The organism is Amycolatopsis sp. GM8 (assembly GCF_021653975.1).
Lineage (GTDB): Bacteria > Actinomycetota > Actinomycetes > Mycobacteriales > Pseudonocardiaceae > Amycolatopsis_E.
This window is the reverse complement of record NZ_JAJKFK010000001.1, coordinates 1,051,388-1,076,878: the sequence shown is the minus strand read 5'-3', so window position 1 is coordinate 1,076,878 and position 25,491 is coordinate 1,051,388. Positions and strand designations below refer to the sequence as shown.

Sequence of the window (25,491 nt, the reverse complement as noted above, 5' to 3'; positions counted from 1 at the left end):
ACCCGCGTGGCGAAGGAGTCTTCGTGAGGCCGTTCCCGTTCACCGCCGTCGTCGGGATGGCGGATCTCCGGCTGGCACTCGTGCTGTCCGCGATCTCACCCGCGATCGGCGGTGTCCTCGTCCGCGGTGAGAAGGGCACGGCGAAGTCCACGATGGTGCGCGCGCTCGCCGGACTGCTGCCCGAGGTCGAGGTCGTCGAGGGCTGCCGCTTTTCGTGTGCCCCCAGCGCTCCCGACCCGGCCTGTCCCGACGCCCCGCACGCCGGCGGCGCCGCCCGCAGGCCCGCGCGGCTCGTCGAGCTGCCGGTCGGCGCGGCCGAGGACAGGGTGGTCGGCTCGCTGAACCTCGAACGGGCGCTCGCCGAAGGTGTCACGGACTACCAGCCCGGCCTGCTCGCCGCGGCGCATCGCGGTCTGCTGTACGTCGACGAGGTGAACCTCCTGCACGACCACCTCGTGGACACGTTGCTCGACGCCGCCGCGATGGGCCGCGCGACCGTCGAGCGTGAGGGGGTCTCGGTCTCGCATGCCGCGCGATTCGTGCTGATCGGCACGATGAACCCGGAGGAGGGCGAGCTGCGGCCGCAGTTGCTCGACCGGTTCGGGCTGACCGTCGAGGTCGCCTCCAGTCGTGACCCCGAGCAGCGTGCCGAGGTCATCCGCCGCCGTCTGGCGTACGAGGCGGATCCGGACGCGTTCGCGTCCAAATACGACTCCGAGGACGCCGCGCTCGCCGCGGAAATCGAAGCGGCGCAACGGCTGCTGCCCTCGGTGGTACTGACCGACGACGCGCTCCGGCAGATCGCCGAGGTGTGCGCGTCGTTTGACGTCGACGGGATGCGGGCGGACATCGTCACCGCGCGCACGGCCGTCGCGCACGCCGCCTGGGCGGGCCGGACCGATGTGTCCACTGAGGACATTCGCGTCGCCGCAAGGCTGGCGCTGCCACATCGCCGTCGCCGCAACCCCTTCGACGCACCGGGCATCGACGAGGAGCAGCTGGACCAGGCGCTGCAGGACTCGCAGCCACCGGAGCCGGACGACGACGGGCCGGGCCCGGGCTCGGAAGCACCGTCCGAAGAGGACTCCATGTCGACTGATGGTGAGCAGCAGCCTGCCGCCGGGAACGACGGGGAGCAGCGGACCGGGGCGGGGAAACCGTTCCGGGCGCGAGTGTTCCGGGTCGCCGGGGTCGGCGAGGGTGAGCGTGGCCGTCGTTCGCGGGCGGTGACCGACTCGGGACGGACGGTCGGTGTGCAGCCGGGCGGGACCAAGCCGCATCTTGTCGCGACCATGACGGCGGCGGCGCCGCATCAGCGTGGGCGCGGCCGGTCCGGGCCGGGATTGGTGCTGCGTAAGGGAGATCTGCGGTACGCGCGGCGCGAAGGCAACGAGGGCAACCTGGTGCTGTTCTGCGTCGACGCGTCCGGCTCGATGGGCGCGAAGGCGCGGATGCGCGAGGTCAAGGCCGCCGTGCTGTCGCTGCTGCTGGACGCCTACCAGCGGCGTGACAAGGTCGGGCTGGTCACCTTCCGGGCCGGCGCGGCGGACCTGGCACTGCCGCCGACGATCAGCGTCGAAGCCGCCGCGGCGCGGCTGGAGGCGCTGCCGACCGGCGGCCGGACGCCGCTCGCCGAAGGACTTCTCGAAGCGGCAAGGGTTTTGCGGGTCGAGGAGCTGCGGGATCCGCGCCGCCGCCCGCTGCTCGTCGTGGTGACCGACGGCCGGGCGACGAGTGGGCCGGACGCTGTGGGCCGATCGCACGCGGCGGCGCGGCTGCTCAACGGCGTGACCTCCATCGTGATGGACTGCGAGAGCGGGCGGATGCGCCTGGGCCTCGCCGCCGAACTGGCCGAGCAGCTCGGTGGCGAGCACGTGCCGCTGGGTGAGGTCGCCGCGGATTCCCTTGCGGGCGCGGTAAAAACCCGCTTGAGGAAGGCGGCCTGAGATGCCACAGGGCAAACCGGAGGTCGTCCCGGACGACGGGCTCAGCACGCGACAACGGCGCAACCGGCCGATCTTCGCCGTCCACACGGGAGCGATGAAGGGAAAATCCACCGCCGCGTTCGGGATGGCGTTGCGCGCGTGGAACCAGGGCTGGTCCGTCGGCGTGTTCCAGTTCGTCAAGTCCGCGAAATGGCGGGTCGGGGAAGAAAGCGCTTTCCGTGCGCTCGGCGAGGTGCACGAGCGGACCGGCCAGGGTGGGCCGGTCGAGTGGCACAAGATGGGCGAAGGCTGGAGCTGGTCACGCAAGGCCGGCACCGACGAGGACCACGCCGCGAACGCGCGCGAAGGCTGGGCGGAGATCAAACGCCGCCTCGCCGCCGAGCAGCACGATTTCTATGTGCTCGACGAGTTCACCTATCCGCTGAAATGGGGCTGGATCGACGTTTCCGACGTCGTGACGGCGATCGGCGAGCGGCCGGGGCGCCAGCATGTCGTGATCACCGGCCGGGACGCGCCGCCGGAACTCATCGAGGCCGCGGATCTCGTCGTCGAGATGACGAAGGTCAAGCACCCGATGGACGCGGGGCAAAAGGGCCAGCGGGGGATCGAATGGTAGCCCGTGTCGTCATCGCGGCACCGGGTTCGGGACACGGCAAGACGACGATCGCGGCGGGCCTGATGGCCGCGCTGCGGGCGCGCGGACTCGACGTGTCCGGGCACAAGGTCGGCCCCGACTTCATCGACCCGAGCTATCACGAGCTGGCGACCGGGCGGCCGCCGCGGAACCTGGATCCCTTTCTGCAGAGCGAAGAACTGCTCGTCCCGCTGCTGCTGCACGGTGCCGGCGAACTCGCGGTGATCGAGGGCGTGATGGGCCTGTTCGACGGCGCGCTGGGCACCGAGGGCTTCGCCTCGACAGCGCATGTCGCCCGGCTGATCGACGCGCCCGTCGTGCTCGTCGTCGACGCGAGCGCGGCGAGCCGGAGCGTGGCCGCGACCGTGCTGGGGTTCGCGAAATACGACCCGGGGCTCGAGCTGGCCGGGGTGATCTTGAACAAGCTCGGCTCGCAGCGGCACGAGGACGAGATCCGCGCGGCGCTGGCCCCGACCGGCATCCCGGTGCTGGGTGCCTTGCGCCGCAGCGAGAACATCCACGCGCCGAGCCGCCATCTCGGGCTGGTACCGGCCGCCGAGCGGGCGACGGAATCCCAGCGCCTGCTGCCCGAACTGGCTTCCTGGGTCGACGCCGGGGTCGACCTCGAAGCGATCGTCCGGATCGCGCGAGGTGCCGCACGTCTCGGTGGAACGCCCTGGGCGCCGGCGGTTTCCTGGGACGGTCCGCGCCGGATCGTCGCCTCGGCCGCCGGGTCGGCGTTCACCTTCCGCTACACCGAGACCGCCGAACTGCTGGCCGCGCACGGGATCGACCTGGTGGACCTGGACCCGTTGCGGGACAAGACACTTCCCGACGGATGCGCCGGGCTGTACTTCGGTGGCGGGTTCCCGGAGGTGCACGTCGAAGAGCTGTCCGCGAACGTCCCGTTGCGCGAGGAGATCGCCGCCGCCGTCCACAGTGGAATACCGGTGGTCGCCGAGTGCGCCGGACTGCTGTACCTGTGCCGGGAACTCGACGGGCAGCCGATGGTGGGCGCGCTGGACGCCGTCGCGCGCATGACGAAACGCGGTGCGCTCGGGTACCGGAAAGCGCTTGCTCCGGCGGCGCACCTGCTGGGCGAGGCCGGGACGCGGGTCACCGGGCACGAGTTCCACCGCACGGAGGTCCTGCCACGGCAAGGGAAAACGCCCGCGTGGGAATGGGACGGGACCGGCGAAGGGTTCGCGACACCGACCCTGCACGCGTCGTATCTGCACGTCCACTGGGCCGGGCATCCCGGGTTGGCCGGCAGGTTCGCGGCCGCGGTGCACGCGTATGAGTGACTACGACCTGCACCATCACGGCGATCGCGAGGTCGGCGGAGGCCTGATCGACCTCGCGGTCAACGTCCGGCTTCCCCGGCCGCCGGACTGGTTGCGGCAGGAGCTGGCCGAGGCGCTCGCAGACCTGGCCGCTTACCCGGATGCGAGCGCTGCTAGGGAAGCTGTCGCCGCAAGGCACGGCTGCGACCCGGGCGAAGTACTCGTGACGGCGGGTGCGGCGGAAGCGTTCACCTTGCTGGCAAACGCTTTCCGGGACCGCGACGCGGTCGTCGTGCATCCTCAGTTCACCGAGCCAGAGGCGGCGCTGCGGGCTGCGGGGAACGAGCCGAGGCGGGTGATCCTCGCGCCCGGCTACCTCCTCGACCCGGAAGCGGTGCCGGACGACGCCGACCTCGTCTTCGTCGGCAACCCGACGAACCCGACCTCGGTGCTGCATCCGGCCGCGACGCTCGAAGCGCTCGTGCGGCCGGGGCGGATTCTCGTCGTCGACGAGGCGTTCCTCGACGCGATCCCCGGCGAACCCGAGTCCCTGGCTGGGAAAGCGCTTCCCGGAGTCGTCGTGCTCCGTAGTCTCACCAAGACGTGGGGCATCGCCGGCCTGCGGGCCGGGTATCTCCTGGCGGAACCGGAGATCGTGGGGCGGCTGCGAGAAGTGCAGCCGCCGTGGTCGGTGTCGACGCTGGCGGCGAGAGCCGTCGTCGCCTGCTGTCGCCCGGCCGCACTCGACGAGGCCGACAAGCTCGCGGCCCTCGCCGAACGCGACCGCGAACGGCTCGTCGCGGGGCTCGAACACCTCGGCATCGAGATACCGAGCATCCCGCGCGGTCCGTTCGTGCTCGTCAGAATCCCTGGGGCGCAGGGAATCCGGGAGAGACTGCGCGATGCTGGCTACGCCGTCCGCCGGGGCGACACGTTCCCCGGACTGGACGGCGACCACCTGCGTCTCGCGGTGCGTGACGAGGCGACGACGACGGGCTTTCTCCGGACGCTGGCGCGGATTCTCGGCGCCTGAATTTACGATGGGCCGGTGACACCAGAGCGCGAGTTGTCGACACCGGTGCAGCCCGTGTCCGCGGCCAAGGCCGTCGCGGACCGGCTGATCGCCGCGATCGCCGTCGGCGACTACTCGGCGGGCGAGCGCCTGCCCGCGGAACGCGACCTCGCCGACATGCTCGCCGTCAGCCGGGTGACCGTCCGTGCCGCGCTCGCCGACCTGCGCGAGGCCGGGTATGTCGACATCCGGCGCGGCCGCACGGGCGGTTCGTTCGTGCGGCAGGACTGGGGCGAGCGCACCGCCGGCGCGGTGCGCGACCTGCTCGGCAAGGACTGGGCCCAGCGCGAGCAGCTGTTCGACCTGCGACGGCTGATCGAGTCGCTGATCGCACGCACGGCCGCCGAACGGCACACGGTCGAGGACGACGCGGCGATGATCAGTGCCCTGAAGCGCTATGACGACGCCGAGGACGCTGTCACCGCTAGGTCGGCGGACGTCGAATTGCATCGGAGCATCGCTAGCGCGACGCACAACCCGTTGCTCGCCGGTCTCAGCCGGCAGTTGCTGGCTCAGGTCAGCCTCGGCATCAGCCACGAGCCGTTCACCCCGGCACTGCGGGAAATGGCGCTGCCGCAACACCGAGCGCTCGTCAACGCGATCATCGGCAACGACGCGGGCGAGGCCGCGAAGATCGCGGGCGAGCACTTCCGGATCACCGAGCACGCGTTGCGAAGCGCCGTGGATAAGGCCTCAGACTGACGCGAGCAGTGCGGCGGCGGTCGCGGCTTCCACGCACGCGCCGAGCACGTCACCGGTGATGCCGCCGAGCCTGCGGGTACAGCGCCACAGCAGCAGACCGGCGGCCGCGTACCCGGCCGCGACCGCGACCGGACCGCGCCACCACGGCAGGCCCGGTGCCGCCGCGGCGGCACCGGCCGCGAGCAGGAAAACCAGTGCCGCCAAGGGAATCGGCACGGCGCCCGCGACGGTCGCGCCGAGCCCTTCCGGCCGCGCCGACGGCACGCCGCGCGCACAGCACAGCGAGAGTACGCACCGTCCGGTGAGCACACCGATGACCGCCGTAGTCACGTTCCCGCCCGCCAATGCTCCACATTGGACGATCAGGACCAGGACGAGCGCGGCCACCCCGGTCGGCCCGGAGTCGCCGCGGCGCATGATCTCCAGCGCCCGCCCGCGGTCGTAGGACGCGCCGAGGCCGTCCGCGGTGTCGGCGAGCCCATCGAGGTGCAGGCCGCGGTTGCCCAGCGCGACCGCGCCGACCGCGACTCCGGCGACGGCCAGCGACGGCAGGCCGAGCGCGTGTCCGCCGTACATGATCAACCCGGCGACCGCGGCCAATGGCAGCGCGGCTAGCGGTGCTAGCAGCATCGCGCCGCCGGCGACCCGCCGGTCGATCCTCCGTGGCGGTGGCACCGGCAGCGCGGTCAGCGTGCCGACCGCCATCCGCAACGCGTCAAGCAAGATCGGCCAGCAGACCCATGTCGGCGATGATCGCCTGCGCCGCGCGCAGGGTCGGCACCGCCTGCACCGCACCGCTGCCCTCGCCCAGCCGCAGTCCGAGATCGAGGATCGGTGTGAGGCCCAATGCCTTGAGCGCAAACGCTTGCGACGGTTCGGTCGACCGGTGCCCGGCGAGCCACCAGCGCACCGCGTCCGGCGCGATCTCCCGCGCCACCAGCGCGGCGGCACCGGAAAAGACACCGTCGAGCAGGACCGGCACCCCGCGTACGGCGCCCTGCACGAGAAAGCCCGCTGTCGCCGCGGCGCACGCGCTGCCCAGCGCTGTCAGCAGTTCGAACGGCCCCGAGCCGCGTGGCCGGGCCAGGGCGCGCGCGACCACCTCGACCTTGCGGGCCCGGCCGGCCTCGTCGATGCCGGTGCCCGTCCCGACGACGTCGTCCGCGGGCAGGCCGAGCACGGCGGCGACCAGTGCGGCCGCGACCGCGGTGTTGCCGATGCCCATGTCGCCCGGGATCAACAGGTCCGCACCCTCGGCGATCTCCGCGTCGGCGGTAGAACGTCCTACCTCGAAGGCGCGCTCGGCTTCGCCCGGGGCGAGCGCGTCCTCGACGTCGATCGCACCCGAACCGCGGCGGACTTTGTGTGCCCGCACCTCCTCGGGCACGCCGGCGAGATCGTCGTCCACCGCGATGTCCAGCACGCGCACCCGCGCGCCGACCTGCCGCGCCAGCACGTTCACGCCGCTCTTGCCCGCGAGGAACACGCGCACCATCGCGGCGGTGACCTCGCGCGGGTACGCTGACGTCGCCGAAACCCCGTGGTCACCGGCGAACACGACCACCCGCACGTCGTCCACCGGGCGCGGCGGCACCGTGCCGTGCGCGGCGCTCAGCCACGCGGCCAGTTCTTCGAGCCTGCCGAGCGCGCCCACGGGTTTCACCAGCGCGTCGAGCCGGGTCAGCGCTTCCTCGCGAGCGCCGGCGTCGGGGAGCGGAACGTCGATCACAGCAGAGCCCTTTCGTCGAGGCGCAGGACGCGGCCGGCCACCACGAGCTGGACGCTGTCCGACTCCGCGGCGACCCGGCCGTTCAGTGCGCCCAGCACATCACGAAACACCCGGCCGGACATCGTCGCGGGCACCACACCCATGCCGACCTCGTTGGTCACCGCCACGATCGGTACCCGCGTGCTCACCCAGGCGGCCAGGAAATCCTCGAGCCGCTCGTCCAGGCGCAGCTCCCAGCCGTCCGTCTGGTCCCACGCGCCGACCTCGCCGAGCACCCGGCTGACCCACACACCGAGGCAGTCGATCAGCAGCGGGCCGGTCGCCTTGCGCACCGTCGCCGCCAGGTCCGTGCTCTCCACCGTGCGCCAGTGCGCCGGGCGGCGGGCCTGGTGCTGCGCGATCCGGGCCGCCCACTCGGGATCGTCGTCGGTCGCCGGGTAGCCCGGCGCCACGTACACGACCTCGGGATGCTCGCTCATCAGTCGCTCGGCGTGCCGGGACTTGCCGGACCGGACCCCGCCGAGGACGAGCACCTTGCCCTCGTCGCCGGAATACCGGCGGAGCAGCCGGGCGGTGACCTCCAGGGTGGCGGCGAACCGCTGGGTCAGCTTGGTCATACCCGGCATTCTCACGCAGGCGCTACCGTCGCTGCGTGGTGGATGGAAGATCGCCGGCCCGGCTGGGCATGGCCGCCGGGTACGCACTGGACTTGGCGCTCGGCGATCCGCGGCGCGGGCATCCGGTGGCGCTGTTCGGTCGTGCGGCCGGTGCGCTGGAGCGCCGGGTCTGGGCGGACTCGCGATCTCGGGGCGTTCTCTTCGCGGGGGCCTGCGCTGGTGCGGCGGCCGGGCTCGGGGTGGCCGCCCAGGTCGCGACGCGGCGGCGGCCGGTGGCGCGGTTCGTGACGACGGCGCTCGCCACGTGGACCGTCCTCGGCGGGCGGGGGCTCGCACGCGAGGGGACGGCGATGGCTCAGCTACTGGACTCCGGCGATCTTCCCGGCGCGCGGGCGCGGTTGTCGCACCTGTGCGGCCGGGACGCGACCGAGCTGGACCGGGGTGAGCTGGCGCGGGCGACCACCGAATCCATTGCCGAGAACACCTCCGATGCCGTTGTGGCGCCGCTGTTCTGGGGTGCGGTGGCCGGGATTCCCGGCCTGCTCGGGTATCGGGCCTTGAACACTTTGGACGCGATGGTCGGTCACCACTCGCCGCGCTACGAACGGTTCGGCTGGGCTGCAGCGCGTGCGGACGACGTGGCGAACCTGGTGCCGGCCCGGCTCGGCGCTTTGGCCGCGATGGTGTGCGCTCCGCTGGTGGGAGGACGTTCTACCTCCACGTGGCGGGTGTGGCGGCGCGATGGTTCGCGGCACCCGAGTCCGAATGCCGGCCAGGTCGAGGCCGCCTTCGCGGGCGCGCTCGACGTCCGGCTCGGCGGGGTCAACACCTACGGCGGACGCACCGAGGACCGAGGCACCCTCGGCGACGGCATCGCTCCTAGGACGTTGGACGTACGACGTTCGGTGACCTTGTCGAAGGCCGTCGGCTTGGCGGCACTCACCGCGGCGGTCTTGCGATGACCGGCCTGCTCATCGCCGGGACGACGTCCGATGCCGGCAAGAGCCTGGTCACCGCCGGGATCTGCCGGTGGCTCGCGCGGCAGGGCCTGCGGGTCGCGCCGTTCAAGGCGCAGAACATGTCGAACAACTCGATGGTGTGCGCCGATGGGGCGGAAATCGGGCGGGCGCAATGGCTTCAGGCGCGGGCCGCCGGGGTCGAGCCGGAGGCCGCGATGAACCCCGTGCTGCTGAAGCCGGGCAGTGACCACCGGAGTCACGTGATCGCGCTCGGGAAACCGTTCGGCACCCTCGAAGCGGGTGAGTACGCGACCGGCCGGGCCGGGCTCGCGGAGATCGCGTTCGACACTTTTTCCGAGCTGCGGAGCCGGTTCGAGGTGATCGTGTGCGAGGGCGCGGGCAGTCCCGCGGAGATCAACCTGCGGGCGGGCGACTACGTGAACATGGGCCTGGCGCGGCGCTTCGGGCTGCCGGTTCTCGTGGTCGGCGATATCGATCGCGGCGGCGTGCTGGCCGCGATGTACGGGACGCAAGCCCTGCTTTCGGCCGAGGATCAAGAGTTGCTCGCGGGCTGGATCGTCAACAAGTTCCGTGGGGACGTTGATCTGTTGCGCCCTGGCCTGGACCGGATCTCGGAGTTGACCGGCCGCCCGGTGCTGGGTGTGCTGCCGTGGCTCGACGGCGTGTGGATCGACTCGGAGGACGCGCTCGCCGCGGCAGGATGGCGGCGGGAGCAGGGTGGCGGGACCCTGACGGTGGCCGTGGTCCGGTTCCCGCGCGCCTCGAACGCCACCGATGTGGACGCACTCGCCGCCGAGCCCGGGGTGACCGTGCAGCTGACCGCGGACCCGGATGTCGTGCGTACGAGCGATATCGTGGTCCTCCCCGGCACCCGGTCCACAGTGGACGATTTGCGCTGGCTGCGTTCGCGCGGTCTCGAGGAAGCGCTTTCCGAGCGGGCTGCCGCCGGCCGCCCGGTGCTCGGAATCTGTGGTGGCTATCAGATGCTGGCGCGCGAGATCCATGATGACGTCGAATCCGATGCCGGTACCGTGCCCGGGCTGGGCCTGTTGCCAACGACGGTTTCTTTCTCGGCGGAGAAGGTGCTCGGCCGCCCGGTCGGCTCGTGGCGCGGACACGACGTCGAGGCCTACGAGATCCACCATGGCACCGCTTTCGCCGATGCCGAGGCGGAACCTTTTCTGGACGGTTGGCGTCGGGGGTCGATCTGGGGCACCACCTGGCACGGCACCCTGGACAACGATGCCTTCCGCCGCGCCTGGCTCACCGAAGCGGCCGCGCAGGCCGGGGTGACATGGTCCCCGAGCCCCGGCGCACCAGGCTTCGCGGCCTTACGCGAGTCGATGCTGGACCGCTTGGCGGATGCCATCGAGGAGCATCTGGACACGGCAGTCCTGATGCGGCTGATCCGGGACGGAGTTCCTGCGGGACAGCGGATTCTGTAGGCGCTAAGCCAAAATGACCTTCACGCCCAGCTGCTCGAACGCCGCCACATAGTCCGGATCGGCCGCGGTATCCGTGATCAGGACCTGAATATCCGCGGGTCCACTGATCCTGGCGAAAGCGAAACCACCAAGCTTCGAACTGTCGGCCACCACCACGACCTCCTGGGCACGCGACGCGATCAGGCGGTTGACGCTGGCCTCGGCCTCATGGTGCGCGTACAGCCCGCGCACGGGGTCGATCGCATCCACGCCGATGAAGGCGAGATCGAGACTGACCTCGTGCAGCACCAGCGCCGCCAGCGGACCGGTCAATTCGAACGACCGCGTCCGGGTGACGCCACCGGTGGTCACGATCTTGATGCTCTGTCGCAGGGTCAGCTCGTGTGCGATGTTGAGCGCGTTCGTGACCACCGTGAGGGTGGCGTCACCTTCGTTGAACTCCGGGCGGGTGGCCAGCGCGCGGCTGACCTCGGTCGCGGTGGTACCCCCGTTGACACCGACGATCATGCCCCGGTGCACGAGACGCGCCGCCGCCAGGCCGATTCGCTGCTTTTCCGAAGCGTGGCTTCCCGTTTTGTGCCGCAACGGCAAATCGTAGGCGACATTGCTCGTCACGGCGCCGCCACGAGTCCGGGTCAGCAATTGCCGGCTGGCCAGGTGATCGAGGTCGCGCCGAATCGTCGCGGGGGAGACCCGGAGTTCCCTCGCGCTTTCTTCGACGTCGATCCTGGCGCGCTGCCCGACCATTTCGAGCAGCGCGTTCAGGCGTTCATGACGATCCACGCCTAACTACTACCTGCTTTCCCGGCGAAAAGGAAATCGGCTATCCGGGGTATTCTCCGGTCATCGGTTGGACGTTCACTCACAAGCTCCGTAGGAAGGCGAGCGAAGGCATGAAGAAGTATTCACCGCCCTTGAGCGTGACCGCCTGCGGTATCGCGTCGATCGGTTGAACATTGTTCCGGCCCCAATCCCGCGAATAGTTCGAACCGGGCCGCTCGCCCTGCCCGATGACCGGGTCGAGCCCGGGCTTCGAGCCGTCGGCGGTGATCGGGAAACCGGGGTTGTTCGCCCACAGCCGCTGCGTGAACTCGAACTGGTTGCCCAGATTGCTGTTGAACGCCATGAACAACAGGCCGACGTCCTTGGTTGGCCGGTACGCCGGCGGCAGTTCCGCGGTGGGGTCGTCCGAGCGCCGGCCGTAGGTCTGACCACGCCGCGCCATCAGGTGCAGCCGCTCGGCTTCCGGTGCTTCGGCGCCGCCCGAACCGCGCGGATTCGTCTTGCGGATATGCGCCTGGAACGGGCATTTCTGACCCAGTTTGTCGCTGTCATAGCTGAAATCGTTCTCCACCGGATGATGCGAACCGGCCGCGCTTTGCACCACGAGCGGAGTCCCGTCCTCGAAACGGCCGATGAGCATCGCGCCCGCCCGTTCCGCGTCCTCGTCCTTCAGGCCGAGCCGCGCGGCCAGATCCTGTTCGGCCTGCTTGAACAGCTGAACATTCTGTTCCAGTTTCCGGAAAACGAAGTAGCTGCCGAAGTGCACGTTCGGATCGGGTGCCGCCGAATCGGCGACCAGGACCTGGCTCAACGGAGCCGACGGATCCCATTCGTTGATTCCGTCGGTGGTGTCACGTTCGGTATCGACGTCCTCGGTGAGAAACAGTGGCTGGCTGCGCCCGTCGACATATCCGAAATGCTCGATACCGTCACCGTTCTCGTTCGTCAGCCCGCTGCCGGTTTCCTCCCCCAGCACCGTGACCGACCCGGGCAGCAGCGCGAGCACCTCGGCGCGCTTCGCCTGCGTCGCGTCCGCGCTGGCGTCGCCGACGAGCACGACCGCGTCGATCGGCTCCTGGTACGCGTCGTCCCACGACTCGACGGGCGGGTCGACCAGGTTCCCCGCGGCCTTCTTCGCGCCACCCTGGAACGACGGATCCCCCGGCGCCGTCCCGATCCCCAGTTTCCCGTAGCCCGTCGCGGTCAGCCCGACGCCGACGTAGGACGTCCCACCACTCTGGCTCGTCTTGAACGCCTCGATCTCTTCGAGGTGCTTCTTCGCGGACTTCATCAGCCCGGCGAGCGCCTTGAGGAACGTCTTCGCCTCGCCGGCGTCCCCGAAACCGAGGAACAGCACGGAAAGATGATCGCGAACATGCGCCTTCACGATGTTCGGCTGCAACTCGTCCAGCATGGTCGCGGCGTCGCCGGTGGCGGACTTCCACGTCAGCGGGGTGGACAGGTCAACGGCCATCAGAGCCCCCTCTTCGATCAACCTGCTTGCACCGCTAAGTGGCGGGGGCGACTTCCGTAGATGCGTTCGAGTCACAGAATCACCCGAATGTCGTAGCGGGCGTTTTACCCGTAGTGCTGTTCTGCCGCACGTCTTCCCGTACGCGCGAATCTGGTGACCGGCCTGGTCACGTAGGCTGCGCTGGTTCTGGACAGCAGGGGGTGGTGACGATGGCTGTGCTGGCCGCACCCGCGACGCAGGCGCGTCCGCGCGTACTCAGACAGGTGGTCCCGGCCGTGATGGCGGTCGTGGCGGCAGCCGTGTTCTGGCTGGTGCACGACAGCATCATCGACGACGCGTACATCACGCTCGACTACGCGCGGAACCTCGGGTTGCACGGTCACTGGGGGCTGATCGCCGGGCAGACGTCCAACACGGCCACGTCACCGCTCAACGTGCTGCTGCTGGGCGCGCTCACCGCGGTGGTGCGGCACCCGATCTGGGCGCTCGGTGTGCTGTTCGTGGCGGCGAACGTGGTGCTCGGCGTCGCCTTGCTGCGCACCAGCCGTGCCCTGTCGCTGCCGCGCTGGGGCGCGGTCGCCGCCTGGCTGGCGGTGCTGGCGAACCCGCTGCTGCTGTCCACGGTCGGACTTGAGGTCGCACTCACCGCAGCAGTGCTCGGTCTGCTGCTTATGACAGCGGTGGAAGGCCGCCCGTGGCTGTTCGGGGTCTGTGCGGGCCTCGCGGTGCTGACACGCATCGATCTCGTCATCGTCGTCGTGGTGCTGGCCGTGGCCGCGCGATCGCTGTGGCGGGGCTGGTGGAAGGCCCTCATCGCGGCCGCACTGGTCGCCGTGCCGTGGTTCCTGTTCAGCTGGGTCGTGCTCGGCTCGGTCGTGCCCGACACACTGATCATCAAGACGCAGCAGCATTCCTGGGGCGCCTACCAGTTCGGCAACGGCCCGTTCCTGTACCTGAAGGTCTACCCGGCCGCGATCGCGCTGGCCTTCGTGCCAGCGGTGCTCGGCCTGCTAGCGCTGCTAGCCGCGCGCCGGAAAACCGTGGTGCCGGCGGCCTTCGGCGTGGCCGGTGTGCTGCACTACGCCGCCTACACCGCGCTCGGCGTTCCGCCGTACCACTGGTACTACGGTCCCGCGCTGATCTGCCTGTCCATCTTCCTGATGCTCGCGCTGAGTGCGGTGACACGCGGTTTCGCCGTCGTGGCGGGGATTCTCGTGGTGGCGCAGGTCGGATTCGTCGTGCAGCACGGCGTGCCGTGGCGGTGGGCGCCGGTCACCACGAACTGGGCCGGTGTCAGCGGGTACGCCGCGATCGGGCGCAACGTACACGCCATCGCCGGCGACCGGCCGGTCCGGCTAGAGGGCGAGATCGGCACGATCGCCTACTTCTGCGACTGCACGCTGCTCGACCCGTTGTCCGACCGCACCCAGGTGATCCCGATGATCAACCATGAGGCGGCGGAGGCCGGGCCGGTGAAGCGGTGGCTGCTCGACGTCAACTACCACTTCTTCGACCGCGGCGCCCCGCCGATACCCACGGCGTACTTCCTGCACTACGTCCCCGAGCCGCTGCCCGGCGCACCGGCCTGGCCGGTCGGTTCCCCGTGGCACGGGGCCGGCGCGCCGACGGCCGGCTACTACACCCTGGTCCCGAACTAGCCGCGCGTGTTTGCCCGCCACGTCGTCGTGTTTGCCCGCCACGTCGATGAGTTGGCGCCCGGCGCGGCAAAGTCACCGACGGGCGCGGCGAACACGCCCGCGGGAGGGGCGAACACGGCGACGGGCTAAGCGATCGGGCGGTCGGTCGGGGCGATCGGGGCGGGGAGCAGGTCCCGGGTCGGGACGAGGAAACGGTCGACCGCCGCTGCCGCGGAGCGGCCTTCCGCGATCGCCCAGACGATCAGCGACTGGCCGCGGCCCATGTCACCGGCCACGAACACGTTGTCCAGGCTGGTGCGGAAAGCCTTGTCCCGCGCCACATTCCCCCGTGCGTCCAGCTCGACACCCAGCGAGTCGAGCAGGCCCTCGCGCTGCGGGCCGACGAAACCCATCGCGAGCAGCACCAGTTGCGCCGGCAGTTCCCGCTCGGTGCCGTCGACGGGCACGAACTTCCCGCCCTCGTTGCGCACCTCGACCAGCCGCAGCGCGCGCAGATTCCCCTCCGAATCGGCGAGGAACTCCTGCGTGTTCACCGCGTACAGCCGCTCACCGCCCTCTTCGTGCGCCGAGGACACGCGGAAGATCATCGGGTACGTCGGCCACGGGTGCGCGCCCGAACGCGATTCCGGCGGCCGCGGCATGATCTCCAGCTGGGTCACCGAAGCGGCGCCCTGCCGGTGCGCGGTGCCGACACAGTCCGCGCCGGTGTCGCCGCCGCCGATCACGACGACATCCTTGCCCTCGGCCGAAATCGGCGTCGACTCGAGCAGCCCGGCCGCGACCCGGTTCGCCGGTGGCAGGAACTCCATCGCCTGGTACACACCGGGAATCTCGCGCCCGGTGATCGGCAGGTCGCGCCACGCCGTCGCACCGCCCGCCAGCACGACCGCGTCGTACCGCGCACGCAGCTCGTCGGCCGTGATATCCACACCGACGTTGACGCCCGCGCGGAACTCCGTGCCCTCCGCGCGCATCTGGTCGAGCCGGCGGTCCAACCGCCACTTCTCCATCTTGAACGCCGGGATGCCGTAGCGCAGCAGGCCGCCGATCGCGTCCGCCCGCTCGAACACGACCACGTCGTGCCCGGCGCGGGTCAGCTGCTGCGCGGCGGCGAGCCCGGACGGTCCGGAGCCGACCACCGCGACCTTCTTGCCGGTGCGGGTCTTCGGCGGCTGCGGCGTGACCCAGCCTTCCTCCCACGCACGGTCCACAATGGAGATTTCGACCCGCTTGATGGTGACGGGATCGTCGTTGATCCCGAGCACGCACGCGGTCTCACACGGAGCCGGGCACAGCGTGCCGGTGAACTCCGGGAAGTTGTTGGTCGCGTGCAGCCGCTCGCTCGCGTCCTGCCAGTCTTCCCGCCACACCAGCGTGTTCCACTCGGGGATCAGGTTCCCCAGCGGACAACCCTCGTGACAGAACGGGATACCGCAGTCCATACAGCGCCCGGCCTGCTTTTCCAGCTTCGACGAAGCGAAGTCCTCGTAGACCTCGCGCCAGTCCATGATCCGGATGTCGACCGGCCGGCTCTTGGGGGTCTCCCGCCGTGTGGTCAGAAACCCTTTGGGGTCAGCCATGTGCGGCCTCCATGATCGCCTCGTTCACGTCGCGGCCGTCGCGTTCGGCCGCGGCCTGCGCGTGCAGTACTCGCTTGTAGTCCTTGGGCATGACCTTGCCGAACCGCTCCACCGCGACGTCCCAGTCGGCCAGCAGCGCGTGCGCCACCGCCGAATCCGTTTCGGCGTAGTGCCGTTCGACCGCGTCCCGCAGGAACTCGGTGTCCTCGTCGTCCAGCGGATCCAGGTCCACCATCTCGCGGTTGACCCGCAGCGCGGGCAGATCCAGCACATACGCGATGCCGCCGGACATCCCGGCCGCGAAGTTGCGCCCGACCGGCCCGAGTACGACCACCCGGCCGCCGGTCATGTATTCGCAGCCGTGGTCGCCGACGCCCTCGACGACCGCCAGCGCACCCGAGTTGCGCACGCAGAACCGCTCGCCGACCTTGCCCCGCAAGAAGATCTCGCCGGCGGTCGCGCCGTAGCCGATCACGTTGCCCGCGATGATGTGCTCCTCCGCGGTGAACTGCGACTCGCGCGGCGGCCGGATGATGATCCGCCCACCGGACAGACCCTTTGCCACGTAGTCGTTTCCGTCACCGATGAGCCGCAACGTGATGCCGCGCGGCAGGAACGCGCCGAACGACTGGCCCGCGGTGCCCGTGAACGTCACGTCGATCGTGTCGTCGGGCAGGCCCTCGCCGCCCCACCGTTTCGTCAGCTCCGAACCGAGCATGGTGCCCACGGTCCGGTTCACGTTGCGCACGGGCAGATCGAGTTTCACCCGGTCCCCGGCCGAAAGCGCGCCCTCGGCCAGCTGGATCAGCGTGTTGTCGAGCGCCTTCTCCAGCCCGTGGTCCTGCCCGACCACGCGGTGCCGGGCGGCACGCGGCGCCAGCTCGGGCACGTGGAAGATCGGCGCGAGGTTAAGCCCGGCTGCCTTCCAGTGCTCGATCGCGCGTCGCTTGTCGAGCAGCTCGGCGTGTCCGACGGCCTCCTCGATCGACCGGAAACCCAGTTCTGCCAAGTACTCCCGGACCTCCTGCGCGATGAACTCGAAGAAGTTCACCACGTATTCGGCCTTGCCGCTGAACTTCTCGCGCAGCTTCGGGTTCTGCGTCGCGACCCCGACCGGGCACGTGTCGAGATGACAGACCCGCATCATGATGCAGCCCGAGACGACGAGCGGCGCGGTGGCGAAGCCGAACTCCTCGGCGCCGAGCAGCGCCGCGATCATCACGTCCCGCCCGGTCTTGAGCTGCCCGTCGGTCTGCACCACGATCCGGTCGCGCAACCTGTTGGCCAACAACGTTTGCTGCGTCTCGGCCAGGCCCAGCTCCCATGGCCCGCCGGCGTGCTTGATCGACGACAGCGGCGAAGCACCGGTGCCGCCGTCGTGCCCGGAGATGAGCACGACATCGGCGTGTGCCTTCGAGACTCCGGCAGCCACCGTGCCCACGCCGACCTCGGACACGAGCTTCACGTGGATTCGCGCCGCCGGGTTGGCGTTCTTCAGATCGTGGATCAGCTGCGCCAGGTCTTCGATCGAATAGATGTCGTGGTGCGGCGGCGGGGAGATCAGCCCGACGCCCGGCGTCGAATACCGGGTGCGCGCGATCCACGGGTACACCTTCGCGCCGGGCAACTGCCCGCCCTCGCCGGGCTTCGCGCCCTGCGCCATCTTGATCTGGATGTCGTCGGCGTTGACGAGGTACTCACTCGTCACTCCGAACCGTCCACTTGCGACCTGCTTGACCGCACTGCGGCGCTCCGGGTCGTACAGCCGCTCGGGATCCTCGCCGCCCTCACCGGTGTTGGACTTGCCGCCCAGCCGGTTCATCGCGATGGCCAGGGTCTGGTGCATCTCCATCGAGATCGAGCCGTAGGAGATCGCGCCGGTCGCGAACCGCTTGACGATTTCCGAGACCGGCTCGACCTCTTCAATCGGCACCGGTTGGCGCTCGTCCGTCTTGAAGTCGAACAGGCCGCGCAACGTCATCAGCTTTTCGGCCTGGTCGTTGACCGCCTGCGTGTACTCCTTGAAGATCTCGTACTTCCCCGACCGCGTCGAGTGCTGCAGCTTGAACACCGTGCGCGGGTTGAACAGGTGCGCTTCACCCTCGCGGCGCCACTGGTAGTCGGCGCCGGTCTCCAGCTCGCGGTGCGAGGCGTGCATGCCGTCCCGCGGGAACGCGCGCTTGTGCCGCTCGGACACCTCGAGCGCGAGCGTCTCGAAACCGACCCCGCCCAGCCGCGAAGTCGTGCCCGCGAAACAGGTGTCGATGACCTCCTCGCCGAGTCCGATCGCCTCGAAGATCTGGGCGCCGGTGTAGGAGGCCACAGTGGACACTCCCATCTTGGACATCGTCTTGCGCACACCCTTGCCCAGCGCCTTGATCAGGTTCCGGGTCGCCTGCTGCGGCGTGACACCGGGGATCCTGCCCTGATGCGCCAGTTCCTCGACGGTCGCCATCGCGAGGTACGGGTTGACCGCGGCCACGCCGTACCCGATGAGCAGCGCGATGTGGTGCACCTCGCGAGCATCCCCGGACTCCACGACCAGGCCGACCTGGGTGCGCGTCTTCTCCCGGATCAGATGATGGTGCACCGCGCCGGTGAGCAACAGCGACGGGATCGCCGCGTGCCGCTCGTCGACCCCGCGGTCGGAAAGCACGATCAGCCGCGCACCGTCCGCGATCGCCTCGGACACTTCGGCACAGATCTCGTTGAGCCGCGCGATGAGCGCCGCCCCGCCACCGTCCACTTCGTACCGGCCGAGCACTGTCACGGCCTGGAACTCGGGCAGGTCGCCGTCGTCGTTGATGTGCACGAGCTTGGCCAGCTCGTCGTTGTCCAGCACCGGAAACGGCAGCACGATCTTGCGGCAGTGCGCCGGCCCGGCCGCCAGCAGGTTCGGCTCGGCGCCCAGCTGCGTGCCGAGCGAGGTCACCAGCTCCTCGCGGATCGCGTCCAGTGGCGGGTTCGTCACCTGCGCGAACAGCTGGGTGAAGTAGTCGAAGATCTGCCGCGGTTTGCTCGACAGCGGGGCGAGCGGGGAATCGTTGCCCATCGAACCGATCGGCTCCGCACCGCCCGAGGCCATCGGCTCCAGCAGCGTGTCCAGCTCCTCGTCGGTGTAGCCGAAGGACTGCTGCCGCCGCACGAGTGACGCGTGCGTCGGTACCTCGCGTTCCCGCTCGGGCAGTTCTTCCAGCCGTACCAGGCCCTTGTCGACCCATTCGGCGTAGGGCAGCTCGGCGGCCAGCTCACCCTTGATCTCCTCGTCGTCGATGATCCGCCCTTCGGCGGTGTCGACGAGGAACATCCGGCCGGGCTCGAGCCGTCCCTTGCGCACGATGCTCGCCGGGTCCAGTTCGAGCACGCCGACCTCGCTGGCGAGCACGACCAGCCCGTCCTCGGTGACCCAGTACCGCGCCGGGCGCAGGCCGTTGCGGTCGAGCACCGCGCCGATCTGGGTGCCGTCGGTGAACGACACCAGCGCGGGCCCGTCCCACGGTTCCATCAGCGCGGAGTGGAACTCGTAGAAGGCCCGGCGGGCCGGGTCCATCTCCTCGTGGTTCTCCCATGCCTCGGGGATCATCATCAGCACCGAATGCGGCAGGCTGCGGCCGCCGAGGTGCAGCAGTTCGAGGACTTCGTCGAACGTCGCCGAGTCGCTCGCGCCGCGGGTGATGATCGGGTAGATGCGCTTGAGGGCACCGGGAATCAGGTCGGTGGACAGCATCGACTCGCGCGCGTCCATCCAGTTCCGGTTGCCGCGCAAGGTGTTGATCTCGCCGTTGTGCGCCACGTACCGGTACGGGTGCGCCAGCGGCCAGGACGGGAACGTGTTGGTGGAGAACCGGGAGTGCACCAGCCCGATCGCGCTCACGACGCGCTCGTCGGTCAGGTCCCGGAAGAACTCGGATACCTGACCCTCGGTCAGCATTCCTTTGTAGACGATCGTGCGCGAGGACAGGCTCGGGAAGTAGACGCCTTCCGGCTCCAGCGCGTGCTCGGCGCGCTTGCGCACGCAGAACGCGAGGCGCTCGAGTTCCAGCCCGGTCAGGCCGTCTTCGCGGGACGCCAGGAAGATCTGGGTGAAATGCGGCATGACGCGCTTCGCGCTCGGCCCCACGTGCTCGGCGTCGACGGGCAGCTCACGCCAGCCCAAAACGGACATACCCTCTTCCGCGGCGATGCTTTCGATCGCGCTCATCGCGCGGCCGCGCTGGAGGTCGTCTGTCGGCAGAAATGCCGTCCCCACCGCGTATCCGCCCGGTTCGGGCAGCGTGAAGTCCACCACGTCGCGGTAGAAAGCGTCGGGGACCTGGATCAGGATGCCGGCTCCGTCGCCGGTGTCCGGTTCGGCTCCCCGGGCGCCACGATGTTCGAGATTGCGCAGTGCGACAAGGGCTTGCCGCACGATCTCGTGATCTCTGCGGCCTGCGAGATCGGCCACGAAGGCAACGCCGCAGGCGTCGTGCTCGTAGTGCGCGTCATACAGGCCCTCGGGCCTGGTCGAACTGTGGCGGGTCACGGCTGGCCGCCTCCTTGGGCGTCGGCGGCACGGGTTCACCCGATCGGGCAGGTCTGGCAGACCTGGCTAACGGCATGGTCCCGGGCCGCGATGGTCAGTCGAGAAAGAAAAACGGGCAGTGACTGCGAGCGAAACGGCACGTGGGTACGCGTCAGCGCAGAAGTCATCGCCCGGCCACACGTCGTTGGGTGGCCGCTGGGGTCGTCGGTATGCAGGTCGTTGTGCGTCGGTCTTGGGTACAGCCGAGGAACCCGGTGGTGGGCCCGTTTCCACGGCGTGGTCGTCCCCCCGGGTTCGCCGGGTCTTATGACAGTAGTGTGAATTGGCTGTTATCGACACACGTCGATCGCCCCGCGTGGGAAATGCCACGCGATCATTGACTGCGGGGGTTCTTGCGCTAGGTGCCCGTCGCACCAGGTCTGACCAGGTCAGATGGCGTTCGAACAGGTCCCCCGTGATCGATTCACTCCACGAGTGTGCCGCGCGAGGCGGTAACCGTAGTGTTACTCAAGCCACGGTCGAGACCACCTCGCGAGCACCGCGAGTCCCCAGTTCCCGCGCGGTTTCTACGTCCGGTTCAGTCCGTGAAGACCGCGGTGACCGTGCCCAGCGCGCCCATGTCCGCGAACACGGTGTCGCCCGCCTGCACGGGGAAGGCCCGGGTCATCGAGCCGGGCAGGATCACGTGGCCGGGCTCCAGGTCCACGCCCAGCGGGCCGACCGTGTTCGCCAGCCAGACGAGGGCGTTGATCGGCGAGCCGAGCACGGCCGCGCCGGCACCGGTGGCCACGATCTCGCTGCCGATCTGCAGCGTGCAGCCCACCAGCCGAAGGTCCACATCGGACAGTGCGGTGGGCTTGCTGCCCAGCACCACCCCGCCCGAGGAGGCGTTGTCCGCGATCGTGTCGACGATCGAGATCTTCCAGTCCGTGATCCGCGAAGCCACGATCTCCAGCGACGGCACCACGAAGTCCACCGCGCGGATCGCGTCCGCGACCGTCACACCGGGGCCGCTCAGCCGCTTCCCGAGGACGAACGCGATCTCCGGCTCGACGCGCGGCTGCACGAACGACGCCGCGCTGATCGGCTGGTGCTCGAGGTGGAACATGCTCGCCAGCAGGTGCCCGTAGTCCGGCTGGTCGACACCCATCTGCTGCTGCATGGCCTTCGAGGCGAGCCCGACCTTGTGCCCCTTGATCGCGTCGCCCTGCCCGACCCAGGTGCGCACCTGCTCCTGCTGGATCTGGTAGGCGTCGGCGATCGTCGCCTCGGGGAACGACTCGATCACCGGCGCCGTCGGCTCGCCCTTCTCATGCGCGAGAAGCAGGCGCGCGGCGGCATCACGGACCGATGAGTTCTCCATGGTCCCCAGCTAAGCCGGGGATGGACATGTGAGCAAGAGCATCGTTCCGGTGGGCGGCACGACGGGGTGTTTCAATAGGGGAGTGCGTGACATCCGTGAGCTTCTGACCGGCCAGGACGCGGCCTTCGACGCCGGCACCCTCGCGCTTTACACCACCGACGCCTCCAACTACCGGCACGCGCCGCTCGGCGTGGTCCGGCCGAGAACGGCCGACGACGTGGTCGCGACCGTCGCCGCCTGCCGCGAGGCCGGGGCGCCCGTCATCGCGCGCGGCGGCGGCACCAGCATCGCGGGCAACTCGTGCGGCCCCGGCCTGGTGCTGGACACCTCTCGCTACTTCAGCGGGGTACACGAGCTGGACGGCCACCTGGCCCGGGTCGCACCCGGCACGGTGCTCGACGACCTGCAGGCCGTCGCCGCGCCGCACGGCCTGCGGTTCGGGCCCGACCCGTCCACGCATTCGCGCTGCACGATCGGCGGCATGATCGGCAACAACGCGTGCGGCTCGCATTCCGTGGCGTGGGGCCGCACGGCGGACAACCTGGAGAGCATGGACGTCCTGCTCTACGACGGCACACGGTTGACCGTCGGCGCGACCTCGCGGTCCGAAGTGGACAGTCGTGCCGCGCTGCCGGGCACCGAAGGCCGGGTGTTCCGCGAGCTGCGCGATCTCGTGGACGGAAATCTTGCCTTGCTGCGCAACGAGTTATCCGGGTGGGGCCGCCGCGTCTCCGGTTACGGGCTCGAACATCTGTTGCCGGAGAACGGGTTCAACGTCGCCCGCGCCCTCGTAGGCAGCGAGGGCACCTGCGTGACCGTCCTCGACGCGACGGTACAGCTGGTCGACCTGCCCCGGCACCGCGCGCTGGCCGTGTTCGGCTTCGGCACCGATGTGGAAGCGGCCGATGCCGTGCCTGCCATCCTGACCAGGAATCCCCTTACCGTGGAAGGGATCGACATCGCACTGCCCGGCGTGACCGGTTCGGACCTCCCGGACGGGCAGGCCTGGCTGCTGGTCGAGCTGGCCGGGGAAGACGCGCGGCAGCGGGCCGAGGAGCTGGCCCGCGAACTGCGGCGCCCGCATGTGGTGGTGACAGATCCCGTGGCACAGCGCCGATTGTGGCGTATTCGCGAGGAAGGCGCCGGTCTCGCGACCCGGATGTCCGACGGTTCCGAGGGATGGCCGGGCTGGGAGGACGCGGCGGTGCCGCCGGACCGGCTCGGCTCGTACCTGCGCGAGTTCAAGCAGCTGCTGGCCCGGCACGGCCGGAAAACCGTGGTGTACGGCCATTTCGGCGAGGGCTGCCTGCACATGCGGATCGACTTCGACCTGCTGACGAAGCCGGGGGTCGCGGACTTCCGGTCGTTCCTGGAGGACGCGGCCGACCTGGTCGCCGCGCACGGCGGGTCACTGTCCGGCGAGCACGGCGACGGGCAGGCGCGGTCGGAGTTGCTGCCGCGGATGTACAGCGCCGAGATGATGGCGTTGTTCGAGCGGTTCAAGGGAATCTTCGACCCGGACAACCGGATGAACCCCGGCGTGCTGGTGAAACCGCGGCCGGTGGACGCGGACATCCGCGTGCGCGCGGCGAATGTCCCGGTGGTGCTGGGATATCCGCACGACCACGGCAGTTTCGGCGAGGCGATGCGCCGGTGCGTCGGCGTCGGCAAATGCCGCAACACCGGCGGTGGCGGCGTGATGTGCCCGAGCTACCGCGCCACCCGCGAGGAGAAGCACTCGACCCGCGGGCGCGCGCACCTGCTCGCCGAGATGATCAACGGCGAGCTGATCACCGACGGCTGGCGGTCCGAAGAGGTACGCGACGCACTCGACCTTTGCTTGTCCTGCAAGGGATGTCTCTCCGACTGTCCGGTCGATGTCGATATGGCGACCTACAAGGCCGAGTTTCAGCACCACCATTACCAGGGCCGGATCCGGCCGTTGTCGCACTACTCGATGGGCTGGCTCCCGCTGTGGTTGCGCTTCTCCGCGCTGGCACCGAAGTTCGCCAACGCCGTGCTGCGCCGGCCGCGCGTCGCCGCGCTCGTCAAACGACTCGGCGGTATCGCGGCGGAACGGCAGTTGCCGACGTTCGCCGACAAGCCGTACACGCGTTCGCGCAAGCGGCGCGACGGCGGCAAACCCGTCGTGCTGTGGCCGGACTCGTTCAACAACTATCTCACGCCGCAGGTGCTGCACGCGGCGACCGAGGTGCTGGAAGCCGCGGGCTACCAGGTGGTCGTGCCGGAACAGAATGTCTGTTGTGGACTGACCTGGGTCTCCACCGGACAGCTGGGCATGGCGAAGCGAGTGTTGCGGAAAACGCTTTCAGTCCTCAAGCCCTACCTCGACGCCGGGTACGAAGTGGTCGGTCTTGAGCCCAGCTGCACCGCGCTGTTCCGTGGCGACCTCGGGCACCTCATGCCCGGCGACGAGACAGCGGCTCTGCTCGCCCGGCGCACCCGCACGTTCGCCGAACTGCTCGCCGACGCCGAACTTCCCTTGCGGGACCTGGACATCGACGCCATCACCCAGGTGCACTGCCACCAGCACGCCGAACTCGGTTTCGGCGCCGACGAGAAGCTCATGGCGCGGGCCGGTATCCGGAACTCCACAATGGACTCCGGCTGCTGTGGGCTGGCCGGCAACTTCGGCTTCGAGCGCGGGCACTACGACGTGTCCGTCGCGGTGGCCGAGGACCGGATGCTGCCCGCGATCCGCGACGCCGCGGCAGAAACCGTTGTCATCTCCAACGGTTTCAGCTGCCGCACCCAGATCGCCCAGGAGTCCGAGCGGACCGCCGTCCACCTCGCGGAGCTGGTCCGCGCCGCACTCCGCCCGCCCACCAAGGACGAGACGCCTTAGGAACCGGCGGCCTGCCATAGCCACTGCGGGCGCTCGTACAGCTGCTCGAACCCGAGTCGCAGCAAGTTGTTCAGGGCGGTCCCCGGGCCGTCCGTATCGACGACGAGCCAGCGGCAGCCGGTTTCGGTGGCCAGCCGGGCCCGCTCGACGAGCAGCGCGGTCTGCGCACCTCGGTTGCGGTATCCGGGAATCGTGGTGTCGCTCATCAGGTAACCGGTGTCCCCGTGGACATGCAGCTTCCCGGTGGCGACGATCCGGTCGCCGTCGAAGGCCGCCACCGCACGCCACCCAGGCCTGCCGATCGAGGCCGCTCGGAGGGCGAGGATGGCGGCGGGCGTGGTTTCCGTGGCGAGTTCGGTGGCCGTCGCCCACTCGCGGGCACGGTTCCGGCCGACCAGTGCCACCCGCAGCGACGGGTCGAGCTCGACCTGGCCGGCGTGGGTGAGCACGACGCCCGGCGTGGTCGCCAGCTTGATCATCCGCGGTCCCGCGGAGATGTTCAGCTTGGTACAGATCTCGGCCCAGTCATCGGGCAGCGCGAGCGGGTCGATCGTGAAGACGGCACGGGGGATGGCGGTCTCTTCGAGCCATTCGCAGATACCAGCCACGGCGTCCCCGGTGACCGGCCGCTCGTAGCCGAGCCGGTAGACCCGGCTGGGAAACTTGTCGACACCGCCGCGCGCCGCGATGACCGTGGCGTCGCCGATACGCCGGAGTTCCAGCCTGAGCGCGGCGCGCGTGTGCCCGTCCGCCGCGGCCGCCTGATCGACGACGGCATCGGTTTCAGCACGATCAGCCGAGAGTGGCGAAAAGTTCATCACCAATTCATTCATACGC

Annotated in this window: 18 protein-coding genes; 9 read left to right on the top strand and 9 right to left on the bottom strand. The window is 69.7% G+C overall.

The annotated features are described in order from the left end of the window. Window positions 1-23: 23 nt before the first annotated feature. From LOZ83_RS05135 to LOZ83_RS05115, 5 genes are read left to right on the top strand one after another with little or no spacing between them, the layout of a single operon-like run. Complete coding sequence (locus LOZ83_RS05135; protein WP_236789012.1) at window positions 24-1,946, top strand: magnesium chelatase subunit D family protein; 1,923 nt, start codon at window positions 24-26, stop codon at window positions 1,944-1,946. A 1-nt stretch (window position 1,947) separates the two neighbouring features. Then, window positions 1,948-2,562 carry a cob(I)yrinic acid a,c-diamide adenosyltransferase gene (gene cobO / locus LOZ83_RS05130; RefSeq protein ID WP_236789011.1) on the top strand — a complete coding sequence of 205 codons (615 nt, stop codon included), beginning with the start codon at window positions 1,948-1,950 and terminating at the stop codon, window positions 2,560-2,562. Next, a complete protein-coding gene (locus LOZ83_RS05125; protein WP_236789010.1) occupies window positions 2,556-3,884 on the top strand; it encodes a cobyrinate a,c-diamide synthase in 1,329 nt (442 codons plus the stop codon). Before cobO ends, LOZ83_RS05125 begins: the two co-directional genes overlap by 7 nt. Beyond that, the gene (gene cobC, locus LOZ83_RS05120; protein WP_236789009.1) at window positions 3,877-4,896 is read left to right on the top strand and encodes an Rv2231c family pyridoxal phosphate-dependent protein CobC; all 1,020 of its coding nucleotides are present in this window, start codon (window positions 3,877-3,879) and stop codon (window positions 4,894-4,896) included. Before LOZ83_RS05125 ends, cobC begins: the two co-directional genes overlap by 8 nt. A 15-nt stretch (window positions 4,897-4,911) precedes the next feature. Continuing rightward, window positions 4,912-5,637 (top strand): FadR/GntR family transcriptional regulator, encoded by a 726-nt coding sequence (locus LOZ83_RS05115; protein WP_236789008.1) that lies wholly within the window; start codon window positions 4,912-4,914, stop codon window positions 5,635-5,637. Here LOZ83_RS05115 and LOZ83_RS05110 read toward each other — a convergent pair. From LOZ83_RS05110 to cobU, 3 genes are read right to left on the bottom strand one after another with little or no spacing between them, the layout of a single operon-like run. Then, on the bottom strand, window positions 5,629-6,342 hold the full coding sequence (locus tag LOZ83_RS05110; protein WP_236789449.1) for an adenosylcobinamide-GDP ribazoletransferase: 714 nt from the start codon (window positions 6,340-6,342) through the stop codon (window positions 5,629-5,631). The two genes, LOZ83_RS05115 and LOZ83_RS05110, sit on opposite strands and share 9 nt — an antisense overlap. A gap of 10 nt (window positions 6,343-6,352) precedes the next feature. Beyond that, window positions 6,353-7,366 (bottom strand): nicotinate-nucleotide--dimethylbenzimidazole phosphoribosyltransferase, encoded by a 1,014-nt coding sequence (gene cobT / locus LOZ83_RS05105; RefSeq protein ID WP_236789007.1) that lies wholly within the window; start codon window positions 7,364-7,366, stop codon window positions 6,353-6,355. Continuing rightward, complete coding sequence (cobU, locus tag LOZ83_RS05100; RefSeq protein ID WP_236789006.1) at window positions 7,363-7,983, bottom strand: bifunctional adenosylcobinamide kinase/adenosylcobinamide-phosphate guanylyltransferase; 621 nt, start codon at window positions 7,981-7,983, stop codon at window positions 7,363-7,365. Before cobU ends, cobT begins: the two co-directional genes overlap by 4 nt. Before the next feature lie 68 nt (window positions 7,984-8,051). Here cobU and LOZ83_RS05095 point away from each other — a divergent pair, with 68 nt between their 5' ends. Both LOZ83_RS05095 and LOZ83_RS05090 read left to right on the top strand, forming a co-directional pair. Beyond that, window positions 8,052-8,945 carry a cobalamin biosynthesis protein gene (locus LOZ83_RS05095; RefSeq protein ID WP_236789448.1) on the top strand — a complete coding sequence of 298 codons (894 nt, stop codon included), beginning with the start codon at window positions 8,052-8,054 and terminating at the stop codon, window positions 8,943-8,945. Then, window positions 8,942-10,408, top strand: coding sequence for a cobyric acid synthase (locus LOZ83_RS05090; RefSeq protein ID WP_236789005.1), 1,467 nt, complete (start codon window positions 8,942-8,944; stop codon window positions 10,406-10,408). The genes LOZ83_RS05095 and LOZ83_RS05090 overlap by 4 nt, the downstream gene beginning before the upstream one ends. A 3-nt stretch (window positions 10,409-10,411) precedes the next feature. Here the strand turns inward: LOZ83_RS05090 and LOZ83_RS05085 are convergent, their stop codons facing one another. Then, window positions 10,412-11,191 (bottom strand): DeoR/GlpR family DNA-binding transcription regulator, encoded by a 780-nt coding sequence (locus LOZ83_RS05085; RefSeq protein ID WP_236789004.1) that lies wholly within the window; start codon window positions 11,189-11,191, stop codon window positions 10,412-10,414. A gap of 79 nt (window positions 11,192-11,270) precedes the next feature. Next, the gene (locus tag LOZ83_RS05080; RefSeq protein WP_236789003.1) at window positions 11,271-12,665 is read right to left on the bottom strand and encodes a Dyp-type peroxidase; all 1,395 of its coding nucleotides are present in this window, start codon (window positions 12,663-12,665) and stop codon (window positions 11,271-11,273) included. 209 nt (window positions 12,666-12,874) lie between these two features. On the opposite strand from LOZ83_RS05080, the gene LOZ83_RS05075 reads away from it, so the two are divergent. Next, on the top strand, window positions 12,875-14,323 hold the full coding sequence (locus tag LOZ83_RS05075; protein WP_236789002.1) for a hypothetical protein: 1,449 nt from the start codon (window positions 12,875-12,877) through the stop codon (window positions 14,321-14,323). A 125-nt stretch (window positions 14,324-14,448) separates the two neighbouring features. On the opposite strand, the gene LOZ83_RS05070 is transcribed toward LOZ83_RS05075, so the two are convergent. From LOZ83_RS05070 to LOZ83_RS05060, 3 genes are all read right to left on the bottom strand, one after another. Beyond that, window positions 14,449-15,903, bottom strand: a complete 1,455-nt coding sequence (locus LOZ83_RS05070; protein ID WP_236789001.1) for a glutamate synthase subunit beta — start codon at window positions 15,901-15,903, stop codon at window positions 14,449-14,451. Then, window positions 15,896-20,425 (bottom strand): glutamate synthase large subunit, encoded by a 4,530-nt coding sequence (gene gltB / locus LOZ83_RS05065; RefSeq protein ID WP_236789000.1) that lies wholly within the window; start codon window positions 20,423-20,425, stop codon window positions 15,896-15,898. Before gltB ends, LOZ83_RS05070 begins: the two co-directional genes overlap by 8 nt. Before the next feature lie 577 nt (window positions 20,426-21,002). After that, a complete protein-coding gene (locus tag LOZ83_RS05060) occupies window positions 21,003-21,788 on the bottom strand; it encodes a 2-keto-4-pentenoate hydratase (RefSeq protein ID WP_236788999.1) in 786 nt (261 codons plus the stop codon). Window positions 21,789-21,870: 82 nt separating this feature from the next. On the opposite strand from LOZ83_RS05060, the gene LOZ83_RS05055 reads away from it, so the two are divergent. Next, a complete protein-coding gene (locus LOZ83_RS05055; protein WP_236788998.1) occupies window positions 21,871-24,654 on the top strand; it encodes an FAD-binding and (Fe-S)-binding domain-containing protein in 2,784 nt (927 codons plus the stop codon). On the opposite strand, the gene LOZ83_RS05050 is transcribed toward LOZ83_RS05055, so the two are convergent. Continuing rightward, window positions 24,651-25,472 (bottom strand): GNAT family N-acetyltransferase, encoded by an 822-nt coding sequence (locus LOZ83_RS05050; RefSeq protein ID WP_236788997.1) that lies wholly within the window; start codon window positions 25,470-25,472, stop codon window positions 24,651-24,653. The genes LOZ83_RS05055 and LOZ83_RS05050 overlap by 4 nt on opposite strands. Window positions 25,473-25,491 lie beyond the last annotated feature (19 nt).